15 protein-coding genes are annotated in these 17,581 nt (G+C 41.8%); 3 read left to right on the forward strand and 12 right to left on the reverse strand.

What is annotated here, in order from left to right; genetic code table 11:
• Positions 1–197: 197 nt before the first annotated feature.
• Positions 198–1,667 (forward strand): helix-turn-helix domain-containing protein, encoded by a 1,470-nt coding sequence (locus ACIPK1_RS13565; protein ID WP_400451136.1) that lies wholly within the window; start codon positions 198–200, stop codon positions 1,665–1,667.
• A gap of 296 nt (positions 1,668–1,963) precedes the next feature.
• Here the strand turns inward: ACIPK1_RS13565 and ACIPK1_RS13570 are convergent, their stop codons facing one another.
• The 3 genes from ACIPK1_RS13570 to ACIPK1_RS13580 form a co-directional block, all read right to left on the reverse strand.
• Entirely contained in the window at positions 1,964–3,160 is a 1,197-nt protein-coding gene (locus ACIPK1_RS13570) for a 3D domain-containing protein (RefSeq protein ID WP_400451137.1), read from the reverse strand.
• A 205-nt stretch (positions 3,161–3,365) separates the two neighbouring features.
• Entirely contained in the window at positions 3,366–4,133 is a 768-nt protein-coding gene (locus ACIPK1_RS13575) for a putative ABC transporter permease (RefSeq protein WP_400451138.1), read from the reverse strand.
• A gap of 138 nt (positions 4,134–4,271) precedes the next feature.
• Entirely contained in the window at positions 4,272–4,649 is a 378-nt protein-coding gene (locus tag ACIPK1_RS13580) for a DUF7006 family protein (protein ID WP_005234961.1), read from the reverse strand.
• Positions 4,650–5,138: 489 nt separating this feature from the next.
• Here ACIPK1_RS13580 and ACIPK1_RS13585 point away from each other — a divergent pair, with 489 nt between their 5' ends.
• Positions 5,139–5,762, forward strand: coding sequence for a hypothetical protein (locus ACIPK1_RS13585; RefSeq protein WP_005234960.1), 624 nt, complete (start codon positions 5,139–5,141; stop codon positions 5,760–5,762).
• A gap of 62 nt (positions 5,763–5,824) precedes the next feature.
• Here ACIPK1_RS13585 and ACIPK1_RS13590 read toward each other — a convergent pair whose 3' ends face one another.
• From ACIPK1_RS13590 to ACIPK1_RS13600, 3 genes are all read right to left on the reverse strand, one after another.
• Positions 5,825–7,690: a glucosaminidase domain-containing protein gene (locus tag ACIPK1_RS13590; RefSeq protein WP_104010400.1), complete on the reverse strand. Its 1,866-nt coding sequence runs from the start codon at positions 7,688–7,690 to the stop codon at positions 5,825–5,827.
• Positions 7,691–7,723: 33 nt separating this feature from the next.
• A complete protein-coding gene (locus tag ACIPK1_RS13595; protein WP_400451139.1) occupies positions 7,724–9,214 on the reverse strand; it encodes an NlpC/P60 family protein in 1,491 nt (496 codons plus the stop codon).
• A gap of 367 nt (positions 9,215–9,581) precedes the next feature.
• Entirely contained in the window at positions 9,582–10,202 is a 621-nt protein-coding gene (locus tag ACIPK1_RS13600) for a TetR/AcrR family transcriptional regulator (RefSeq protein ID WP_005225615.1), read from the reverse strand.
• Positions 10,203–10,313: 111 nt separating this feature from the next.
• Between ACIPK1_RS13600 and ACIPK1_RS13605 the strand changes: the two genes are divergently transcribed.
• Positions 10,314–10,916 (forward strand): ECF transporter S component, encoded by a 603-nt coding sequence (locus tag ACIPK1_RS13605; protein ID WP_309419495.1) that lies wholly within the window; start codon positions 10,314–10,316, stop codon positions 10,914–10,916.
• A 132-nt stretch (positions 10,917–11,048) separates the two neighbouring features.
• Here the strand turns inward: ACIPK1_RS13605 and ACIPK1_RS13610 are convergent, their stop codons facing one another.
• The 6 genes from ACIPK1_RS13610 to ACIPK1_RS13635 form a co-directional block, all read right to left on the reverse strand.
• Positions 11,049–11,408, reverse strand: a complete 360-nt coding sequence (locus tag ACIPK1_RS13610; RefSeq protein ID WP_016613516.1) for a DUF1304 domain-containing protein — start codon at positions 11,406–11,408, stop codon at positions 11,049–11,051.
• 2 nt (positions 11,409–11,410) lie between these two features.
• Positions 11,411–11,698, reverse strand: coding sequence for a putative quinol monooxygenase (locus tag ACIPK1_RS13615; RefSeq protein ID WP_400451140.1), 288 nt, complete (start codon positions 11,696–11,698; stop codon positions 11,411–11,413).
• 14 nt (positions 11,699–11,712) lie between these two features.
• Positions 11,713–12,348 carry a nitroreductase family protein gene (locus ACIPK1_RS13620; protein ID WP_008378805.1) on the reverse strand — a complete coding sequence of 212 codons (636 nt, stop codon included), beginning with the start codon at positions 12,346–12,348 and terminating at the stop codon, positions 11,713–11,715.
• A 14-nt stretch (positions 12,349–12,362) separates the two neighbouring features.
• Positions 12,363–12,770, reverse strand: a complete 408-nt coding sequence (locus tag ACIPK1_RS13625; RefSeq protein WP_008378808.1) for a MarR family winged helix-turn-helix transcriptional regulator — start codon at positions 12,768–12,770, stop codon at positions 12,363–12,365.
• 209 nt (positions 12,771–12,979) lie between these two features.
• Positions 12,980–15,640: a cation-translocating P-type ATPase gene (locus tag ACIPK1_RS13630; RefSeq protein WP_400451142.1), complete on the reverse strand. Its 2,661-nt coding sequence runs from the start codon at positions 15,638–15,640 to the stop codon at positions 12,980–12,982.
• A 767-nt stretch (positions 15,641–16,407) separates the two neighbouring features.
• Positions 16,408–17,325 carry a cation diffusion facilitator family transporter gene (locus tag ACIPK1_RS13635; protein ID WP_400451144.1) on the reverse strand — a complete coding sequence of 306 codons (918 nt, stop codon included), beginning with the start codon at positions 17,323–17,325 and terminating at the stop codon, positions 16,408–16,410.
• Between the last annotated feature and the right edge of the window lie 256 nt (positions 17,326–17,581).

The following is a 17,581-nucleotide window of genomic DNA, read 5'->3' on the forward strand; positions in this document are numbered from 1 at the left end:
CGACATGCTGGAAAAAACGTGTTTCTACCTATATATATGCCGATCGTCAGTTGATTTATAGAAAATGCAAAAAATCTCGCATAGACTCAGGTATAGATTTCACCAATCGATGAAATATGTGATTTGTTTTTTCTTCCCTATCTTCTTTAAGATGAATAAGTAAGATTTGCGATTTTGTTCATGAAAGGAGCCACGTCTTGAGAAATTTTCAAATAAATTTTATTACTAATACTGCAACGATTCGATGGCTGAAAATTTTGAGGGCATTCGAGAAAAATTATCAATGTTCGACTCAAGGTTTGGCAAAAATTTCAGGAAGTACCACGCGAACGATCGTTACGGATGTGACGGATCTAAAAGAGTACTTTGGCGATTGTTTATCGATCGACTCTTCTCACAAGGGGTATATTTTTTCGATCAAACGTTCAGCTGTTTATTTAACGAAAAAACGTGCGCTGATTGCCAATGAGATTCTGTTCCATATTATCGAAAGTATTTTCCACAATGATCTTTATAGCTCATCTGAATGGGCTGAGAAATACCATATATCAGAAAGCACTGTTCTTCGCTATTTGCGGAAAGTGCAACCGATTTTTTCTTTCTATCGTTTGGAGATCCAAACCAATCCTATTTGCTTTATTGGTGAGGAGATCAATATTCGCAAGTTTTTCCATGATTTCTATTACGAATCGGAAATTACTGCCCATACGATTTTTCCGCCGATCGCCATCCAAAATATCACTGCTAGCGCTTTTTCTAGATGTTATCAACTTGACCAGCATGCTTGTTCGTTTGGTGAATTCAATTATTACTTGTATATCACCTTTGAGCGCCATTGTGCGGGTCAAGGTATCGAGTTGCCTAAGCAAATAAAAAAAATATTTGAGCAATATAATGATTTTCGGCTATTTTCTGAAATCAACGAGGCAATGAGTGAACAATACCAAAAAGAACTTCCCTATGAGGAAGTCCTTTATTTGTTCTTATTGGTGAAAACCCGTCGCTCGATCAGCAATTTGGCGATCGAACAAACCTTTTGTAAAGAGTATAATCATTGGCCTGAAATTAAGCAGCTTGCTGCAGCCTTTGTCAAGGATTGTTTGCCAGATACTCAAGATAGCGCTCGTGACCGGCTCTTAGTAGAATCCTTTTTTACGGTAGCAAAAATCAAGCAATTATTATCCCCCTTATTAAACCATATGATTTCGGATACCGTTCATTTTGTCGAAGAGGCGTATATGGATGATTACCATCTATTTAAAAACTATCTGTTGACGCAACCATTAGCCAGAGAAATTTGGGACAGTATCACACTGGAACACTTAGGAACGAGTCTTACGATGTACGTTACCTCTATTAAATCTTTGTACTGGCAAGCAAAGAAGAATATCGCTTTTTTGTTTGAAGGCCCCTTTTATTTATGCCAATTATTAAAATGCAAATCTGTTCGTTATTTGCGCAGCTCTCGGACATTTTATTTTCCAGACTCCAATGAATTGTCGGCAGGCTATTTGGAAAAAAATCAAATTGACTTGATCGTCACCAACTATACGGAATACATTACCGAATATGCCCAAGACATTGATTATTTGCTATTCAAAACTTTTCCCGATGAGCACGACTGGGAAGCTTTAGAAGAAAAACTGAATGCCAACTTCAATCCTTGATAAATGAAAATCTTGGCTCTTTAATTTATGGGACTGAGGAATCATAACTGATTCTTCAGCCCCATTTTCATTTTAGGTATTAAAAATATATCGTTCTCTAGTATGATTAGATCACCCAAAATAAATAACTGAGAGAACGATTGTAAGGACTTATGGGCAATTTAAATCAAAACAGAGCGTATCCGTTAGGGTCGGCACTGACACAGCGATACGCTCTCTACTTATGCCTTATTCTATTAAAAGCAAAAAAAAAGCAGCCACTTCATTCAGTGAGCTGCTTCTTGCTAGTTGATTGGTTAATCGAGAATCGTTACTTTTACTTGACGACGTCCCCATTGGATACATTGTGCTACGTTATCAAAGTGAACATCAATGATATTTCCTTTGATCGCGCCACCCGTATCAAGCGCTAGTGCTACGCCATAACCTTCAACATTGACTAAAGTGCCTAACGGAATCACGCTTGGATCCACGGCAACTGCCATTGGATTTTTACGTAAGTCTGTACCACTTGCTGTAAAGAAACTGGAGCCAGCTTCTTTATAAGAGTAAGCAGTTGATTCCATCATCAATGTCCGAGCACTACTTGTATTGCTGTTGTTGCTATTGTTATTGTTATTGTTTGTATTGCTTGAGCTGCTATTTGAGCTATTGTTACTGCTTGAAGAGCTGCTCGATGATGAGGTGCTGCTTTCAGTCGTATCGCTGCTCGATGAAGCAGCCGCTTGTGATTCAGAAGCGCTTGAACGTTCGGCAGCTTGGGCTGCTTCTTTTTCTGCTTTTTCTTTCGCTGCTTGTTCTGCCGCTTCTTTAGCTGCTCGTTCTTCTGCTGCTTTTTCAGCAGCTAAGCGGGCTGTTTCAGCTTCTTTGCTTGAAGCGATTTGTGCCAAGGTTGATTCGTTTTCTTTCAATTGGGCTTGTAGATTCGCAATTTTTGAATCCAGTGTTTTGGCTTCTGATTCTAATGCGGTTTGATTTTCTTTCAATGATTGCTGTGTTGACTGTGCTTTTTCTTCTAAAGCTTCTAGCTTTTCTTTTTCAGCTGTTAATGAATCGATCTTTTCTTTTTCCAAGTTTTGTAACATCGTCATCGCATAGGCACGATTGATAAAATCTTGGATGTTTGATGATTCTAACAGTACCGTCCAGTCTCTGGTAGCCCCGCCATTGACTTGGATGTCTTTCATACGTTCCGCAACGACTGCTTCACGCTTTTCAATTGTTTCTTGTGCAGTTTTGATTTCTGCTTTGGTTGTTGCTAATGATTCTTCATTTTCAGCGATTTGAGCTTTTAGCTCTTCTACCTCACTGTATTTCGCATTCACATCAGTCAATGCAATCTGTACTTCCGTACTGATTTCCTGACTTTGCTGCATGACGGCACTTTCTTGCTCTTGCAATGATTCAAGTGACTCAGCCTGCGCAAAGATTGGAGAAACGATTCCTGCCGCAAAGACAGCGACAACGATTGTTCGTAGTTTCTTTGCCTTCAAAAAATTCCCTCACTTCTCACTATGTTTTCCAACATATCCTATTATACAAATTCTTAAGAAGAATTTTATTGCAGGACCTTTACAATTTGTTACAAATTATCGTAAAAGTGGGTGTTTTAATCGTCTTTTTCAACTGAAATCAGTCAGAAGTGGGAAGAATCAGCATTGATAAGGGTTTATTTTTTGTAACCTTACCGTAACAAACCTATTTTTTCTTACGGATCGCTTCAATAAATCGAGACAATTCCTGACTGCTTTTTATCTGATTGATTTCTAACTTTTGAAAGTTTTTTAAGAGTCTTCTTTGATGGAAATTCAATCTCGGTAGATTCTGTTTTAATACGCGCCATTCTTCTGGAAACGCTGCGAAGCGCCCTTGCCAATCGTTTTTATATAGCTCAATATTTTCAGCCAATTCTTTTTTGTGCTGTTCAAAGGCTTGATTGACCTGTTGCACCGCTTTCTGAAAGGCAACCAAGTTAGCTAGGGTATAGCCCATATCAAAAGAGAGAACCATCAATAAGAAAACTGGCAATAAGAATCCTACGCGAGCACTCAATGTTTGAACAATCTCCAGCATTTGCGGATGAACAAATCGAACAATGAGCACACAGCACACGCCCCAAAAAAGAGAAATCGGCAATGCCACCCGTCCATTGATATTTAATGGGACTTCTTTATAATCCCACCATGAGGCATGAAAAAAACGCTCAAGTAAATAACTTGTCACATATTCAAGCACGGTAACCAACAACGCTGCCGCAAAGAACAGTGGAATCACTTGCTCATGCAATGGCCGCAATAAATAGACAACGCCAAGAATCCCAAAGCCGTAGATGGGTGTGATGGGACCAACAAGGAAGCCCCGATAAACAAAGTGCTTGGCTTTTAGTGAGCAATAAATGGTTTCCCAAAGCCAACCGATAAATGAGTACAAGAAAAATAATAAAATGATCCGTTCAAATTGAACCATACCTATCCGCTCCTTTTCAAACTGTCACAATGATCTGTGCAATCGTACTTGTCATCACAATCATACCACAAATCAATCAGTCTTATTTTGAATCAGTGCAGTAGCTTATTCCCTGTTTGAACGTTCTTTTTTCGTTGCTTATTGATCACCAAAAATAATTGATGGGTGCACTTGTTCTTTCAAACTATAGCCACACAGTTCTTTGTTAAAGGTAAAATGATCTTGTTCCACATTTGCAATGATCTCATCTTCGGAAAATCCGTGAAAATCGTAGTCATTGATATAACTGCGAAGTAATACTAATTTTGCATCGATCAAGAGAACTCTTTGGATATCCATCCAAAAAGCCATGTCTTTATTTTTCAATATTTTTTTCAATTCTGCTTCCTGTGCTAACCAGTACGCATAGACTGATGGCATTTCACCTTTAATGGTTTCAGCAGATAATCCTTCTCTCATTTTTACTAGATACTCATTTACTGATTGATAAAACAATTTCCTTCCCCCTAGTTCCATTATTTTTAAACGTAGATCTTATGTTTCTTCTATTCCTCGCCGCTTTGAGCTATCTTTCTCTATCCGGCTGTCGCTGATGTCGCCCTACTTTTTGTATCGAAAGAAGCCATAGTATTTCGCAACAAAATTCTGACAATTATTCAAAACAAATAGATAAATAAAAAACACACTATTATTTTATAGATATAACCGACACAATTTTTAACTTCACTATTCTTTTAATGCTTCCTTTCTTTTCTAAAGCATAGCAAAAGTCGCCCCGTATTTATAATCAACTTTTGCATCAATCTAAGAAAAAAGTGAAAATAAGCGGTAACAGTCAGTTATTTCGGCTTCATTTTTTTAAATTTATTATTTAACAATCCTTTATTTTTTTCTTTTCATGTAGTAACTGAGAATATTTTATTGCGTTATTTCCTTTCCTATTATACGATTAACTAAATAATGTTGGTTATTTGAAAATAGAAAACAAAGGGGAACGTGAGAATAATGAGAAAAAGTGTTGTTTTTAGTTTATTGGGGTTCACACTTCTTTTTGCTGGCTGTACGCCAAAAGAGGAGAAACCAGCTTCAGAAAGCACGGAAAATGCAAGCGCTACAAGCTTATCTATGACTTCGTCAACAGAAGTCGCGCAAGAATCGACGGGCTCTTCCAGCGAAGCGGCTTTACCGAGTTCGGAACAAACCATCACAGGCGTGAGTGGAACAAACTATACCATCGATTTGCCTAGTAATTGGCAAGAGGTACCCGATTTCACTTCATTGAATCCTGACAATGATTTCATGTTGTCAGATGCGTTAGAAACGAAATACTTAGCTGCAGTCGTTGAATCGAAACAAGATTTTGCCGATTTAGAAACTTATCTCGGATTGGTTCAAGAAAATTTGGCAACAAGCTTCGATACGACCGCCACCTTTTTACCAATTCCTGACACGAAGGCCTATTTCGTTGATTTCCCAGCGACAGTTGAAGGGCTAAATATCCACTATATTTATTATGTACTTGAAACCGATAATAATTATGTTCAGTTGTATGGTTGGACGTTAGAAAGCTTATACGACTCTTCAAAAGACGAGCTAACAGCGATCATGAACAGCTTCAAAGAAGAATAAACAAAACATCTGGAACCATTTTGGCAAATAGCCGCAAAAATGGTTCCAGATGTTTTTTCATTTTATCTACGGACTACAAGACGCTGTCCTACAAGAATCAATGAGCCAGAAAGATTATTCCACTGCATCAACTGATTCACAGTCACACTGTAGCGTTGCGAAATGCCCCATAGAGTGTCTCCCGAACGTACGGTATAGGTGGTGCTGTTTGATGAGGAAGTGTTCGTTTCTTGAACATACGCTGCACTTACCCAGCCACGCCCTTCAATTCGATACCAGACGTTGTTGCCATTCACACTGGTTCCGGTCTTTTGCGCAACCGCGCGAAAAGAGGAGTTGTTTAACAAAGAACCAACTATTCTGGCACTGGTAGACGCATCAGAGCGAATATTCAATGTTGCGGTTGTACGAAACTCTTTGTTGATGCTTTGCTCAGAGCTATTACTTCCAGCGTTCACTTCTGTCACGTACGTAGCACTCACCCAGCCGCGTCCTTGAATTCGATACCACACATTGTTTCCGTTGACACTCGTTCCCGTCTTTTGAGCGACTGCTCGAAATGTCGCATTACTTGCCAAGGAGCCAACAACAGAAGCGCTAGTCGATGCATCTGAACGGATGTTCAAGGCAGCAGTTGTGCGGAACTCTTTGTTGATGCTTTGTTCGGCATTGTTGTTATTGTTGTTATTGTTGTTGTTACCATTATTATTGTTGTTATCATTCCCACCCGTATTCGATGAGATCTCCGTCACGTGAGCAGCACTTACCCAGCCACGTCCTTGAATTCGATACCACGTCGTATTGCCGTTCACACTGGTACCAGTTTTTTGCGCTACTGCTTCAAATGTTGCATTGGCAGCCAATGAACCAACGATCGAGGCGCTAGTGGAAGCATCCGAACGGATATTGAGTGCTGCATTTGTTCTGAATTGCTTATTGATCGCCTGCTCAGAATTGTTATTGTTGTTATCATTTGAACCGCCACCACTTGATGTATCGTACTGGGTCAAATTGTGCGTTTCAATCAAGTTGTTTAGCTTACTTGCATAAGAAGTATCGGTGGCATAACGTCCTTGCAGCCATTGAGTCGCGTCACGATAAGAATTTGTATTAGACTTCCATGCCCCATGGTAGAAGAAAACACCCGGCGAAAATGAGGTAGTTCTCAAAACGTGTGCATTGTCTTGAAAAGATTCTTTTAATGAGGGGTATTTACGAAACCTAGCAATAATCGGATAGAGATTGCCATTCCCGTCATCTTCCATGGTTTGCATCTCTACAAATTGTCCATTGTAAGATCCCTTGATACCAAACATATTATTTGCAAGAGTGGTCAGCGTGGATTGCCCCCAACCCGATTCTAAGATCGCTTGGGCAATCATGACCGAAGCGTAGAGGTCATTTGCCCCGGCAACTTCTTGTGCCATTGGTCCTACTTGCTGAATAAATGCTTGCTGATTGTTGGAACGTGCCATTGGATTGTTGTAGTTGGGCATGACCTTCGTTTCAATAGCGATCCGCTCTTCTTCTGACAGAACAGGAATATCACTATCGGTTTCTGCTTCATTCTGTTCAGAAGCATCATCTGCTGGTGCATTTTCGGGTACCTCTTGGATGTCTACTCCATCCGCACTTTCAGCTTCTGATGGATCGGTACTATCTTGAGTTGCTGGTGATCCCTCGTTCACTTCTTGATCTTCTACAATGCTCACTGAATCATGCGTCGATGTGTCTTGGGTTGACTCTGCTGTTTCAACTACTTGAACACCATTTTGGGCTTCTGCTGACTCGAGTGTATCTGCTAAAACATTCATCGGCAAAATATTCACCGTACTAACAAGTGCAGCGGTTGCCGCCGCACTTTTACGGTAAAGAAGCCCTCTTTTTTGTTTCTTCGCACGATAACGAAGTTGTTTTCTTTCTTCCATTTGTCTCTCCTTAAAACTACAGCTAGCTACTTCTTACATTCTTACTGCAAAGCTAGGTGTAAAATGAGCGGTGCTGCCAACAGAAACATTTTGTCCTGGGCGTGGTGCATGAATGTATTGTCCGCCACCTAAAGCAATGGCTACATGATAGGTGCTACCTGATGAACCCCAGAATAAAAGATCTCCTGGTTGTGCTTGGCTAACGGAAATCACTGTACCGGCTGTTTCTTGTGGCACCGTCCATCCACCAATATCTCTCCCTGTTACTTGTAAAAAGACATAGCGAGTAAACCCAGAACAGTCAAAGCTGTCCGGTCCTTTGGCACCCCACACATAGGGTTTTCCGATATGCTTATAAGCTTCTGCCACGATTGCAGCACCATTTGTTGATGCTGGTGCAGAAGGTGCTGGCGGCGTCACGATCGGTGCAGGTGACGGAGCAGGCGTTGGCGCCGGTGTTGGTGTAACTGGCGTCGGTGCTGGCGTTGGTGCAGGAACTGCAGGTGCACTGTCCGCTGGCGTCTCCGGTGCTGCAGGTGTCACTGGTGTTTCTGGCTCATGAATTTCTGGTGTATCTACTGGTGTTTCCTCTGGAACCTCTGGTGTTTCAACCGGTTCAGATTCTTGCGTTTCTTCTGGTTGCGTTTCTGCTGGTGCTTCTGGCTCTTCCACTGGCGCTGGGCTCTCTGTTTCTGCGTCAGGTTCTGTGCTCTCTACTTGAACAGCTGCTTCATTCAAGGCTGCTTCTTCCGCTGCAGCTTGTTCTGCCTGCTGTTGCGCCGCTTGTTCCGCTTGGGCTTGTAAAGCAGCTACTCGGGCAGCTTCTTCACGAATTCTCGCTTGCTCCGCTTCATAGGCTTCTTTTTCAGCACGCAGCTGTTCTTTTTCTTCTTCTTTCGTTGCTTCTTCGTAGGCTAAATTACTAACTAAGACATTTAATTCTGCTTGGCTTGCTTCCAAAATACCTTTTTGTGCTTCTAGATGGCTCTGTGCTGCTTGCAATTCTGCCACTTTTTCTTGTGATTCCGCACGCTTTTGTTCAACAGCTTGTTGGTCGGCTTTTTGCTGTTCGATCACTTCATTATTCGCTCGAATGATCGTCGTCATCGCATGCAAACGACCGACTAGATCACTGACAGAGTCCGCCTCTAGTACCGCTGTTAGAAAATGGTCGCCTTTTCCATTAACTTGTGTTTCTCTGGCTTGCTTTTCAATGTTTTCTGAGCGTTTGGCAATGCGCTCTTCTAACTGACTGATTTCCTGATCCAATCCTTCGATCGCTTGCAACAAATCACTTTGCTGCGCTAAAATGATTGCTGCTTCTTGATTTAACGAATCAATTTCTGCAGACAATCCGTCAATTTCCCCTTGTACGCTTTGACGTTGCTGTCTCAACTGATCAATTTCGTTATTTTTTTGTTCGATCAATTGATCGTGATTCGTAGCAAAAACGGTCACAGGTCCGCCGAATGATGACAATACAATGCCGCACATACACACTGTTGCTAAGATTTTCTTCTTCATCTGATCCTCCAAATTCAATTTTAAAACTTTTTTTTCATTTATTTGACCATTTTCATTTTACCATAGTTCAGCAACAAACCCAATCCGTAAGCGATTTACATTTTAGTTACATAAATAAGCTCTGTTTTTTTATTACATGTTCCCCACTCCTATCCCACCGACACGCCGAGTGAATCCCTATGTATCAACTGTTCAAGAAAACTTCATAGAAAAAGTCCTTTTTCTTAAGAAAAAATAAATAATGTTGTAGATTTCACTTTTATTACATTAATTTTCTGCAAAATATGCTTGATTCACAAAGTTATAAACAGACGAAAAAAGCTCCTTCCTAGTGTTTTCTAGAAAAGAGCGAGTTTTTTTGTCTGTGTTATTCACGATAAGGGAGTAGTTGTCTCATTACGGCGATTTGGTCATCAATGGTCTGTTCTGTGATGTGACCGGTCAGAGCCAAAATCCCTAATCCTTCAATCACGAACATATAGTTTTCTGCGATCACTGCCAAGTTTTCATCTTTTAATACACCTTGCTGAACGCCCACTTGAAAAATCTCATGGATCGTCCGTTTCGTCTCAGCGAGTTGAGCTTGCTGCAGTGAACTGGAGGCTTCGGTTTTATGCGTATAGTAATACTCGTAGACGGCTCGCAGCATACCGTCAGAAATGCTGTGGAGTAGACGCTTGCGATGGTCGGAAAAATATTTGTTTAAAATCGTTTCAAAGGGTACTTGCTCCATGATCATCTCTCGTACATCATCAAATTTTCGTTTGGAACGCTGCTCTAACACTGCCAAAAAAATCTCATCCACCGAACGAAAGTACAAATAAATGCCGCCGCGACTAATGCCGCACTCTTCGATAATGTCCTTCATTGTCGCATCAATCAAACCTTTCTTACTAAAGACGACTTTGGCACTTTCAAGAATCAAATCACGCTTTTGTTGTTTTTTCTTTTCCGCTGTAGTCAATTCGCTCTGCTGCTTCTTCGCCATTTTTTTGGCTCCTTTCATCACATTATTAATGACACTCGTGTCATTTTGTTGTATAATCAACCTAACTTAAAAAAATGACACGAGTGTCATTATAAAAAAGGAGTGTTTACAATGAATACAAAAAGCAAAACCTATCGCCTTGTCATTCGTGCCATTTTGACTGCTATTATTATTTTACAGACGATGGTGCCTTTCCTTGGATTTATTCCGATCGGTATCACTAGTTTAACGATCATCCATATCACGGTGATCGTCGCTGCCATCGTTTTAGGGACAAAAGACGGGATGTTCATCGGCTTAGTCTGGGGGATTTTTACCATGATCCGTGCGTTTACCTCTCCGACAACGCCCTTAGACATTGCTGTTTTCACCAACCCAATCATCTCGGTGGTTCCCCGTGTGTTGGTTGGCTTAGTGGCTGGTCTCTTGTTTACGATCATTTACAAAAAGACCAAAAAAGTCGTCGCTGCTTCGATTGTTGCCGCAATCTTTGGGACCATCACCAATACAGTTTTGGTTTTAACGTTAATGGGAACCTTATATACTGGCTTAGTTGCCACTACCTATGGTGTCGATGCTTCGGCTTTATTCGTGACCCTCGGTGGAATCGCTGTAACGAATGGAGTCTCTGAGGTGATCACAGCTGCGATCTTAACACCCATTCTAGTAAAAGCCTTATTTGCAGCAACCAGCTTACGTCCAGAAAATCGTTAGTCCCTTCTCTTATCCTATCATTTTTTTCACGTTCTGAGTACTCTTTGCCCAAACATTAAAATCCCCCGATCGAAGAAAGCTTCTATTGTATAGAAATGCTTTCTTCGATCGGGGGACTTCTTCCTTTATTGGTTAAAAAAAGGTGGATAGCAAGGCAAGGATCGCTAGACCGCCTTGGGTCAAAATAATTTTCTTGTCGCTAGTCACACTGCCATATGCAGCCACTAAGATAATGTAGATCAACAGCAAGCGACTGATTTCCAATGGTGCTGAAGCAAAGGTAATACTATACAGTAACCCCAAACCAATCAGCCCATTGTAAACTCCTTGGTTTTTGAACAAGGTCACAACGATCGGTCGTTCAAGTTCTGCTTTCGTCACGTTGAAGACCCGCGCTGTTGCTTTGGACGTAGTGGCAAATGTTTCTAAATAGAGAATATAGAAAAATTCTAAGGCAACCAGTACAATCAAAATCGTCGATAAAATCGTCATCTTTATTCTCCTTGATGAGCGACAACGATCTCGCTCGGTTTGGCTGCAAAGTCAGGCATTTGTTGGAATAATTGTTGCAGCAGCGGGTTTTGATTGTGGACGGTGATCGCTTCTTGATTCGCCCATTTTTCGACCATGACAAACCGATTGTCCTCTTTCAATGATTCATAGAGATGATAGCCGTGGCAGCCATCCTCAGTTCTTGCCGATGCTATTAATGGCGTAACAGCGGCTAAAAAATCTGCCCGCTTTTCTTCTTTGATGTAAAACGTTGCATTGATGATTTCCATCGTTTTCCCTCCTCTTATAGAAATGTCGTAATTTGTTCTGCGTCTAACCGAACGGATTCATAGCCTAATTCTTTGGCTTTTCCGACTGAAAGGATCATGACAGGAACATAACGCTCTTTGTCTAAGCCAAAAGCTTCGGCTAATTGATCTGCTTCAAAGCCGCCGATTGGGTTGGTTTCATAGCCATGCGCCCGCGCAACTAACATAAATTGCATGGCAGCTAAACTAGCGTCGATCTTCACCACATCATTCATTTGTTCTTTTGTAAGATTTTCGTAATGAGGAATGATCGCTGCTAATTGTTGGTCACGTACTTCCGCTGGCATTTTGCCTTCTGCTACTGCTTTGTTATAAATTTCTTCTCCTAGTTCATGACAAAGCATATCGCCAAAAATCAAGACCATTGCAGAAGATGTATCATTTTGTCGGACGTTGAAACGAATCAACGGTTTCAATTTTGCTTTTTGCTCATCGCTTTCCACAACGACAAAGCGCCAAGGCTGCATATTGACTGAGGAAGGTGCTGTCGTTGACTCTTGGATCATGGTCAACATTTCTTCATGGGGGATTTTGTAGGTTTCATCATAGACACGGACCGATTTTCGGCCAAAGGTAATCTCTGAAAAATTGTTATTGCTGTATTCTGTCATGGGTTTGCCTTCTTTCATGGAACTAATTTCATAAGTAATGTTAGAAGCTGTGCTTCTTCTTCTTCGGTCAAATTGATGCCTAACGACTCCTCAGAGCTGGCATGCTTTGAAGCACAACTAGCCAAATCGGCTTGTGCTTTCGGTGTCAAAGAAACAAAAATCTCGCGGTTATTGTCTTTGTTTCGTTCCCGTGTCACAAATTGTTTTTCTTCGAGAATCTTCAAATGCCGAGTGACCGCTGCACTATCGATCTTCAATTCATTCTGTACTTGATTTTGGGTACAGCGTCCTTGCTCATTCAAAAACTGCAGCAACTGATAACGGGTCAGACTAAAGCCAGTCTCTTTTTCAAAGATCGCCGTTAATTCTTGATTCACGATTTTCATCCGATACAGCAATCCGCTTAGCTCACGTAAATTCATTGCATAAACCGCTCCTTTCATCATTGACTTGTCAACTATTGACTAGTCAAGTATAAATCATTTTCTTTTGCTTGTAAAGAGTAAGCAAAAAAGACCCGCAGCTAGGCGAACTTCATCAAGGATCGAATCAAGAATCCTTTGGCGAAGTTGCGCCATTAGGATGCGGGTCTTCGTTACTCCGGTATTGAGAAAATACTGGAGAATTTATTTTATTTTAATTGGAAGAGTTTCTTCAAGCCCATCACAATCAGTGTAGAGATCGCTGCAGCAGCGAAGATGATCCCCCACGTGCCAGCTTGAATTGGCATCGTGTCTAATAGCTCATTCATAAACGGTACATAGACTGCTGAAAGCTGCAAACCTACGGAAAGGAGCAATGCCCCCATCAACGGTTTGTTTTTCAAGATAGTTTTGTCTAATCCAAAACCGCTGCTCTTACGAACGTTGAAAATATGCATCAATTGTGCTACTGCCATAAAGGTAAAGGTCGCTGTTTGTGCATAAAGCAACTCGTGATCCGTCAACATCAAGAAATTGAAGAAGCCAAACGCCACCAAACCAATCACAACACCACTTAAAATGATGCGTCCTAAGAAGCGTTTGTTGACGAGGCCATCAGCTTTCGACCGTGGCTGACGTTTCATGATATCGTCTTCTGCTGCTTCAAAGGCTAACGCCATTGCTGGCGCAATATCGATGACTAGATTTAAGAAAAGGATATGCAGCGGTTGGATCGGCATTGGCATCAAGAAGATGACACTTAAAAAGATCGTCACGATCTCAACCATATTACAAGAGAACAGGAAGGAAACGTATTTTTTTATGTTGTCAAAAATGATGCGTCCTTCTTTGATAGCATCGACGATCGTTCCAAAACGGTCATCCGTCAAAATCATATCGGAAGATTCTTTGGCTACTTCTGTCCCACGAATCCCCATGGCGATCCCGATATCGGCGCCGTTGAGTGCTGGCGCATCGTTGACCCCATCGCCAGTCATTGAAACGATATCACCTTCTTCACGCAACGCTTCCACAAGCTGTAATTTATTTTTTGGTGAAACTCGAGCAAAGACAGCGACTTCTTCGATTTTTTCGTTAAAGCCTTCTTGCCCTACCAATTCATCGATCTCACGACCCGTCATGGTATTTTCATGGTCTTTTAAGCCAATTTCTTTGGCGATCATGGAGGCCGTCTTCGGATGGTCCCCAGTGATCATTTTCACTCGGATCCCCGCTTCTTGTGCAACCTTCACTGCTTCTTTGACATCTGTTCGCGGCGGATCGACGATGCCCGCAAAGCCTTGGATCTTGATTTCCTGCAGTGCTGCTTTCAGCTCTGCTTCGTCCGTTCCACCTTGATAATCCTTGATGCAACCGACAGCGATCACCCGCTGCCCATGACTGGCTAACGTGTCATTGTATTCATGAAGTTGTTCTTTTTCTGTAGCATCAGCTAAATCAATTAAGACATCTGGTGCCCCTTTGATGATCAATGTCCGTTGCTCTCCTTCATACACGGTCACCATGTATTTGTTGTCGGAATCAAAGGGCATTTCTGCGATTTTCTTCAGCCCGCTGTCCTGCTCTTTTTGCCGATCGATGCCGATCTTTTGACCTAAAACGACAAACGCCCCATCTGTTGGATCACCGAGGATCTCGTATTGCCCTTCGTTTTCACGTAAAGTGGCGGTGGTACATAAAGCACCGTTTTCGATCATCCCTTGCAGCGCATCATGATTGGTTGCATCGATTTCGGTTTCATCCTCCGAGTCTGCCTTGTAGAATTTTCCGTTGGGTTCATACCCATTTCCTGTCACTTTGAACATTTCTCCTGAACCTAAAATGATCTCGGCGACCGTCATTTGGTTTTCTGTCAGCGTCCCCGTTTTGTCACTGGCAATGATACTGGTGGCGCCAAGAGTCTCGACGGCTGATAACGATTTGACAAGGGCTTTGTGCTCGGCCATCGTTCGCATCCCACGAGACAATGTGATCGTCGAAACGGCTGGCATGGCTTCAGGAATGGCTGCGACCGCTAAAATAATCGAAATATGGATCATTTCGACAAATGGCTGATTCGTCAAAATACCTGCGACCAAAACTGCCACAGCAGCAAAGAGCGCTGCAATAATGATTGCTTTTCCAAGCTTGTCCAATTCGATATCTAACGGCGTTTGACGCTTTTTGTCACCCGTCAGCATGTCACTGATTTTTCCAACCTCGGTCTTCATGCCGGTTTCTGTCACTACTGCATAGGCATTTCCCCGAGTTGCCGCAGTTCCTGCGAAAACGACATTGCGACGATCGCCTAATGGAACATCTTCTTCATAAGTTTCTCGTGCATCTTTTTCAACAGCTTCTGACTCACCGGTCAGCGCTGATTCGATGCAGGCAAAGTTGCTCGTTTCAAGTAAGCGAGCATCTGCCGCAATAGCATCCCCTTCTTCCAAAACGAGAATATCGCCTGGAACGATCTTTGCCGACTCAATTTCCATTACTTCTCCATCACGAATCACTTTTGCGGTAGTGTAAATCATGCTTTGAAGTGAATCAATTGATTTTTGCGCTCGTAGCTCTGTAATGAATCCTGTCATCACAGCGATCACCACGGCAATCAAAACTGCAATTCCTTCAACCGTTTCCCCCATCGCAAAAGAGAGTAACGCAGCTGCTAGCAAGAGATAAACAATCAAGTTGTTCAAGTTATGCCACAGCAATTCCCATACAGAAAGGGATTCTTGTTGCTGGATCGTGTTTTCTCCGTATTTTTCTAAGCGTTTGTCGGCTTCTTTCCCGCTTAGGCCTTGCTTGCGGTCACTTTCAAAATGTTTCAAGGTCTCTTCAGTCTTTTGCTGGTAAAATTTTTCCATCAAATTCCTCCTTTTAATTGTAAACTTCTTGCCGAGGGTTTCCACGTTTCTGAAGGGATACATCGTTACAGATACCTTGCACAGTCATTTTTGATTTGAATTGGTTCAGGCGATCGCTGAATGAAGGGAATATAGCCAATAAGAAAAGCAAGCGCAGGTTGACTGGCTGAGGGAAAAGGTATGCGTGTTGAGCGCCGATCATTTTGCGAGCAGTGAAGTAGCTTTTTTAGTAGTCGCAAATGATCTTTCTATGTACGTACTTTGTGAAAAAACCATTCGGCCTACTTCTAACCTATCATGGATGAAGATGTTCGCAAAGGATTTTGCTTCACAAGCAAAGTAAAAAAACAGTCGTAACAGAATGAATCACCTAAAAATTGCCAGAGATTCAAAGACAATGGGACTATGGCAAACAGGCATGAGTCTCTGTCTTTTATCGATAACCTGCACCATAAATTTGTTGTGATTTACAATGTTACAACTCGGGCAAAAAAATAACTTTAAAAAGAGAACGCTTGCTGTCCTCACTTTATTTTAACAAAAAAACACAAAATTTTGAACAAAAAAACTGTTTACTGCTAAAAAAATAGATAAATCGCTGGATTTTTCCGCTTACAATCTAATTCTTGGTCGTCAGAAAAGCTTATAATTTAGAACAAGCCATTGATCCTTTGTGTTCAATCAACACGAACTCACCACTACCCCAAAAAAACATTCTTCGGTTGAATGATGAATCACCAGCCGATGAACGCTTCGTATATTCGACTTTAAGAGGTAATTTCCTCACTCTCGATATAGCAATAGACCCGCAGTTCAGGCAAGGCCTGCTTTATTTGCTGCTCAATGGTATCAATAAACGTGCTTGGTTCTTCATCCGGCGCTAGCTTCAAGGTAAGGTCGGCAACGATCAGAAGTTCCTCTGGACTGAGATGAAGGGTTCGTAAATCTTTGATTTGAATGATTGCAGGGTCGGCTAAAATTTGTTTGATCGCCAGTAAATCCGATGCGGATGCCCCTTCGCCAATCAAAAGGCTATAAAATTCTTTGGCTAAAAAGACAGCAGCAGCAATCAACAACAATCCACCTAAAATGCCCCCGAGGGAATCAAATACCGGATTGCCTGTCAAAGCAGTCAATGAGATTCCTACGATGGCGATCGTCACACTACCTAAGGCAAACAAATTTTCCGTGAAGCCTAAAAGCAGATCGGAATCGCGGCTTTCTTTTAAGAAACGGACGAGGGGCTGGTTTTGCTTGTTTTGTTCTTTGACTTCTTGCCATCCCTCTTGTACAGCCGTCACTTCAATAAACAAACTGACAAATAAGATTGCTGCCACCAGCTGGATCTGCTCCACTTCGTGGGTGGGGTCCAACAAATCGCGGCTGGCTTCGACAACAGCTAAAATGCCGCCTCCTAAAAAGACCGTCATTGCGACCACAGTACTAAAAAAATAGGTCGCTCGTCCTTCACCGAACTGATATAGTTCACTGCGTCCTCGCTGTGCTCGGTTTTCACCGATGGCTAGAAGCCCTTGATTGATGCAATCGATCATACTATGAATACTTTCGTTCATTAAAACTGCACTGCCGCTAAGGAAGTACCCAATGGCTTTCATGAGCAACCCTAAGACATGGGTCAACAAGACGATTCTTCGGGCTTTTTGTTCTTGCTGTTTTTCCATCATGGTTCCTCCTTCGGTGTCGGCCTCGCTGCAGTAGGCTGCTTCTTATCTAAAGCATAGCACTGCACTTCTTAGATGAAAACGAAAGTGGCTTGTGACAAAGATTTACCATTTGCTCCCCTCTTGAACGCAAAAAAACCAGGATTTCTCCTGGCTTGCTTCAGATAATGGCTCTATAATTTATGGGACTGATGAATCAGAATTGATTCTTCAGTCCCATTTTCATTTTAGGTATTAAAAAACATATCGTTCTCTAGTA

The sequence above is a fragment of the Enterococcus sp. NPDC086594 genome (assembly GCF_044746145.1).
Classification (GTDB): Bacteria; Bacillota; Bacilli; order Lactobacillales; family Enterococcaceae; genus Enterococcus_D; species Enterococcus_D entomosocium.

Coding starts and splice junctions, on each gene's coding strand:
- ACIPK1_RS13595 (WP_400451139.1), bottom strand. CDS start 9,214: ATGAAGAAGAAAATCTTAGCAACAGTGTGTATGTGCGGCATTGTATTG.
- ACIPK1_RS13600 (WP_005225615.1), bottom strand. CDS start 10,202: ATGGCGAAGAAGCAGCAGAGCGAATTGACTACAGCGGAAAAGAAAAAA.
- ACIPK1_RS13590 (WP_104010400.1), bottom strand. CDS start 7,690: ATGGAAGAAAGAAAACAACTTCGTTATCGTGCGAAGAAACAAAAAAGA.
- ACIPK1_RS13620 (WP_008378805.1), bottom strand. CDS start 12,348: ATGACAGAATACAGCAATAACAATTTTTCAGAGATTACCTTTGGCCGA.
- ACIPK1_RS13575 (WP_400451138.1), bottom strand. CDS start 4,133: ATGGTTCAATTTGAACGGATCATTTTATTATTTTTCTTGTACTCATTT.
- ACIPK1_RS13580 (WP_005234961.1), bottom strand. CDS start 4,649: ATGGAACTAGGGGGAAGGAAATTGTTTTATCAATCAGTAAATGAGTAT.
- ACIPK1_RS13625 (WP_008378808.1), bottom strand. CDS start 12,770: ATGAATTTACGTGAGCTAAGCGGATTGCTGTATCGGATGAAAATCGTG.
- ACIPK1_RS13635 (WP_400451144.1), bottom strand. CDS start 17,325: ATGATGGAAAAACAGCAAGAACAAAAAGCCCGAAGAATCGTCTTGTTG.
- ACIPK1_RS13615 (WP_400451140.1), bottom strand. CDS start 11,698: ATGGAAATCATCAATGCAACGTTTTACATCAAAGAAGAAAAGCGGGCA.
- ACIPK1_RS13585 (WP_005234960.1), top strand. CDS start 5,139: ATGAGAAAAAGTGTTGTTTTTAGTTTATTGGGGTTCACACTTCTTTTT.
- ACIPK1_RS13605 (WP_309419495.1), top strand. CDS start 10,314: ATGAATACAAAAAGCAAAACCTATCGCCTTGTCATTCGTGCCATTTTG.
- ACIPK1_RS13630 (WP_400451142.1), bottom strand. CDS start 15,640: ATGGAAAAATTTTACCAGCAAAAGACTGAAGAGACCTTGAAACATTTT.
- ACIPK1_RS13610 (WP_016613516.1), bottom strand. CDS start 11,408: ATGACGATTTTATCGACGATTTTGATTGTACTGGTTGCCTTAGAATTT.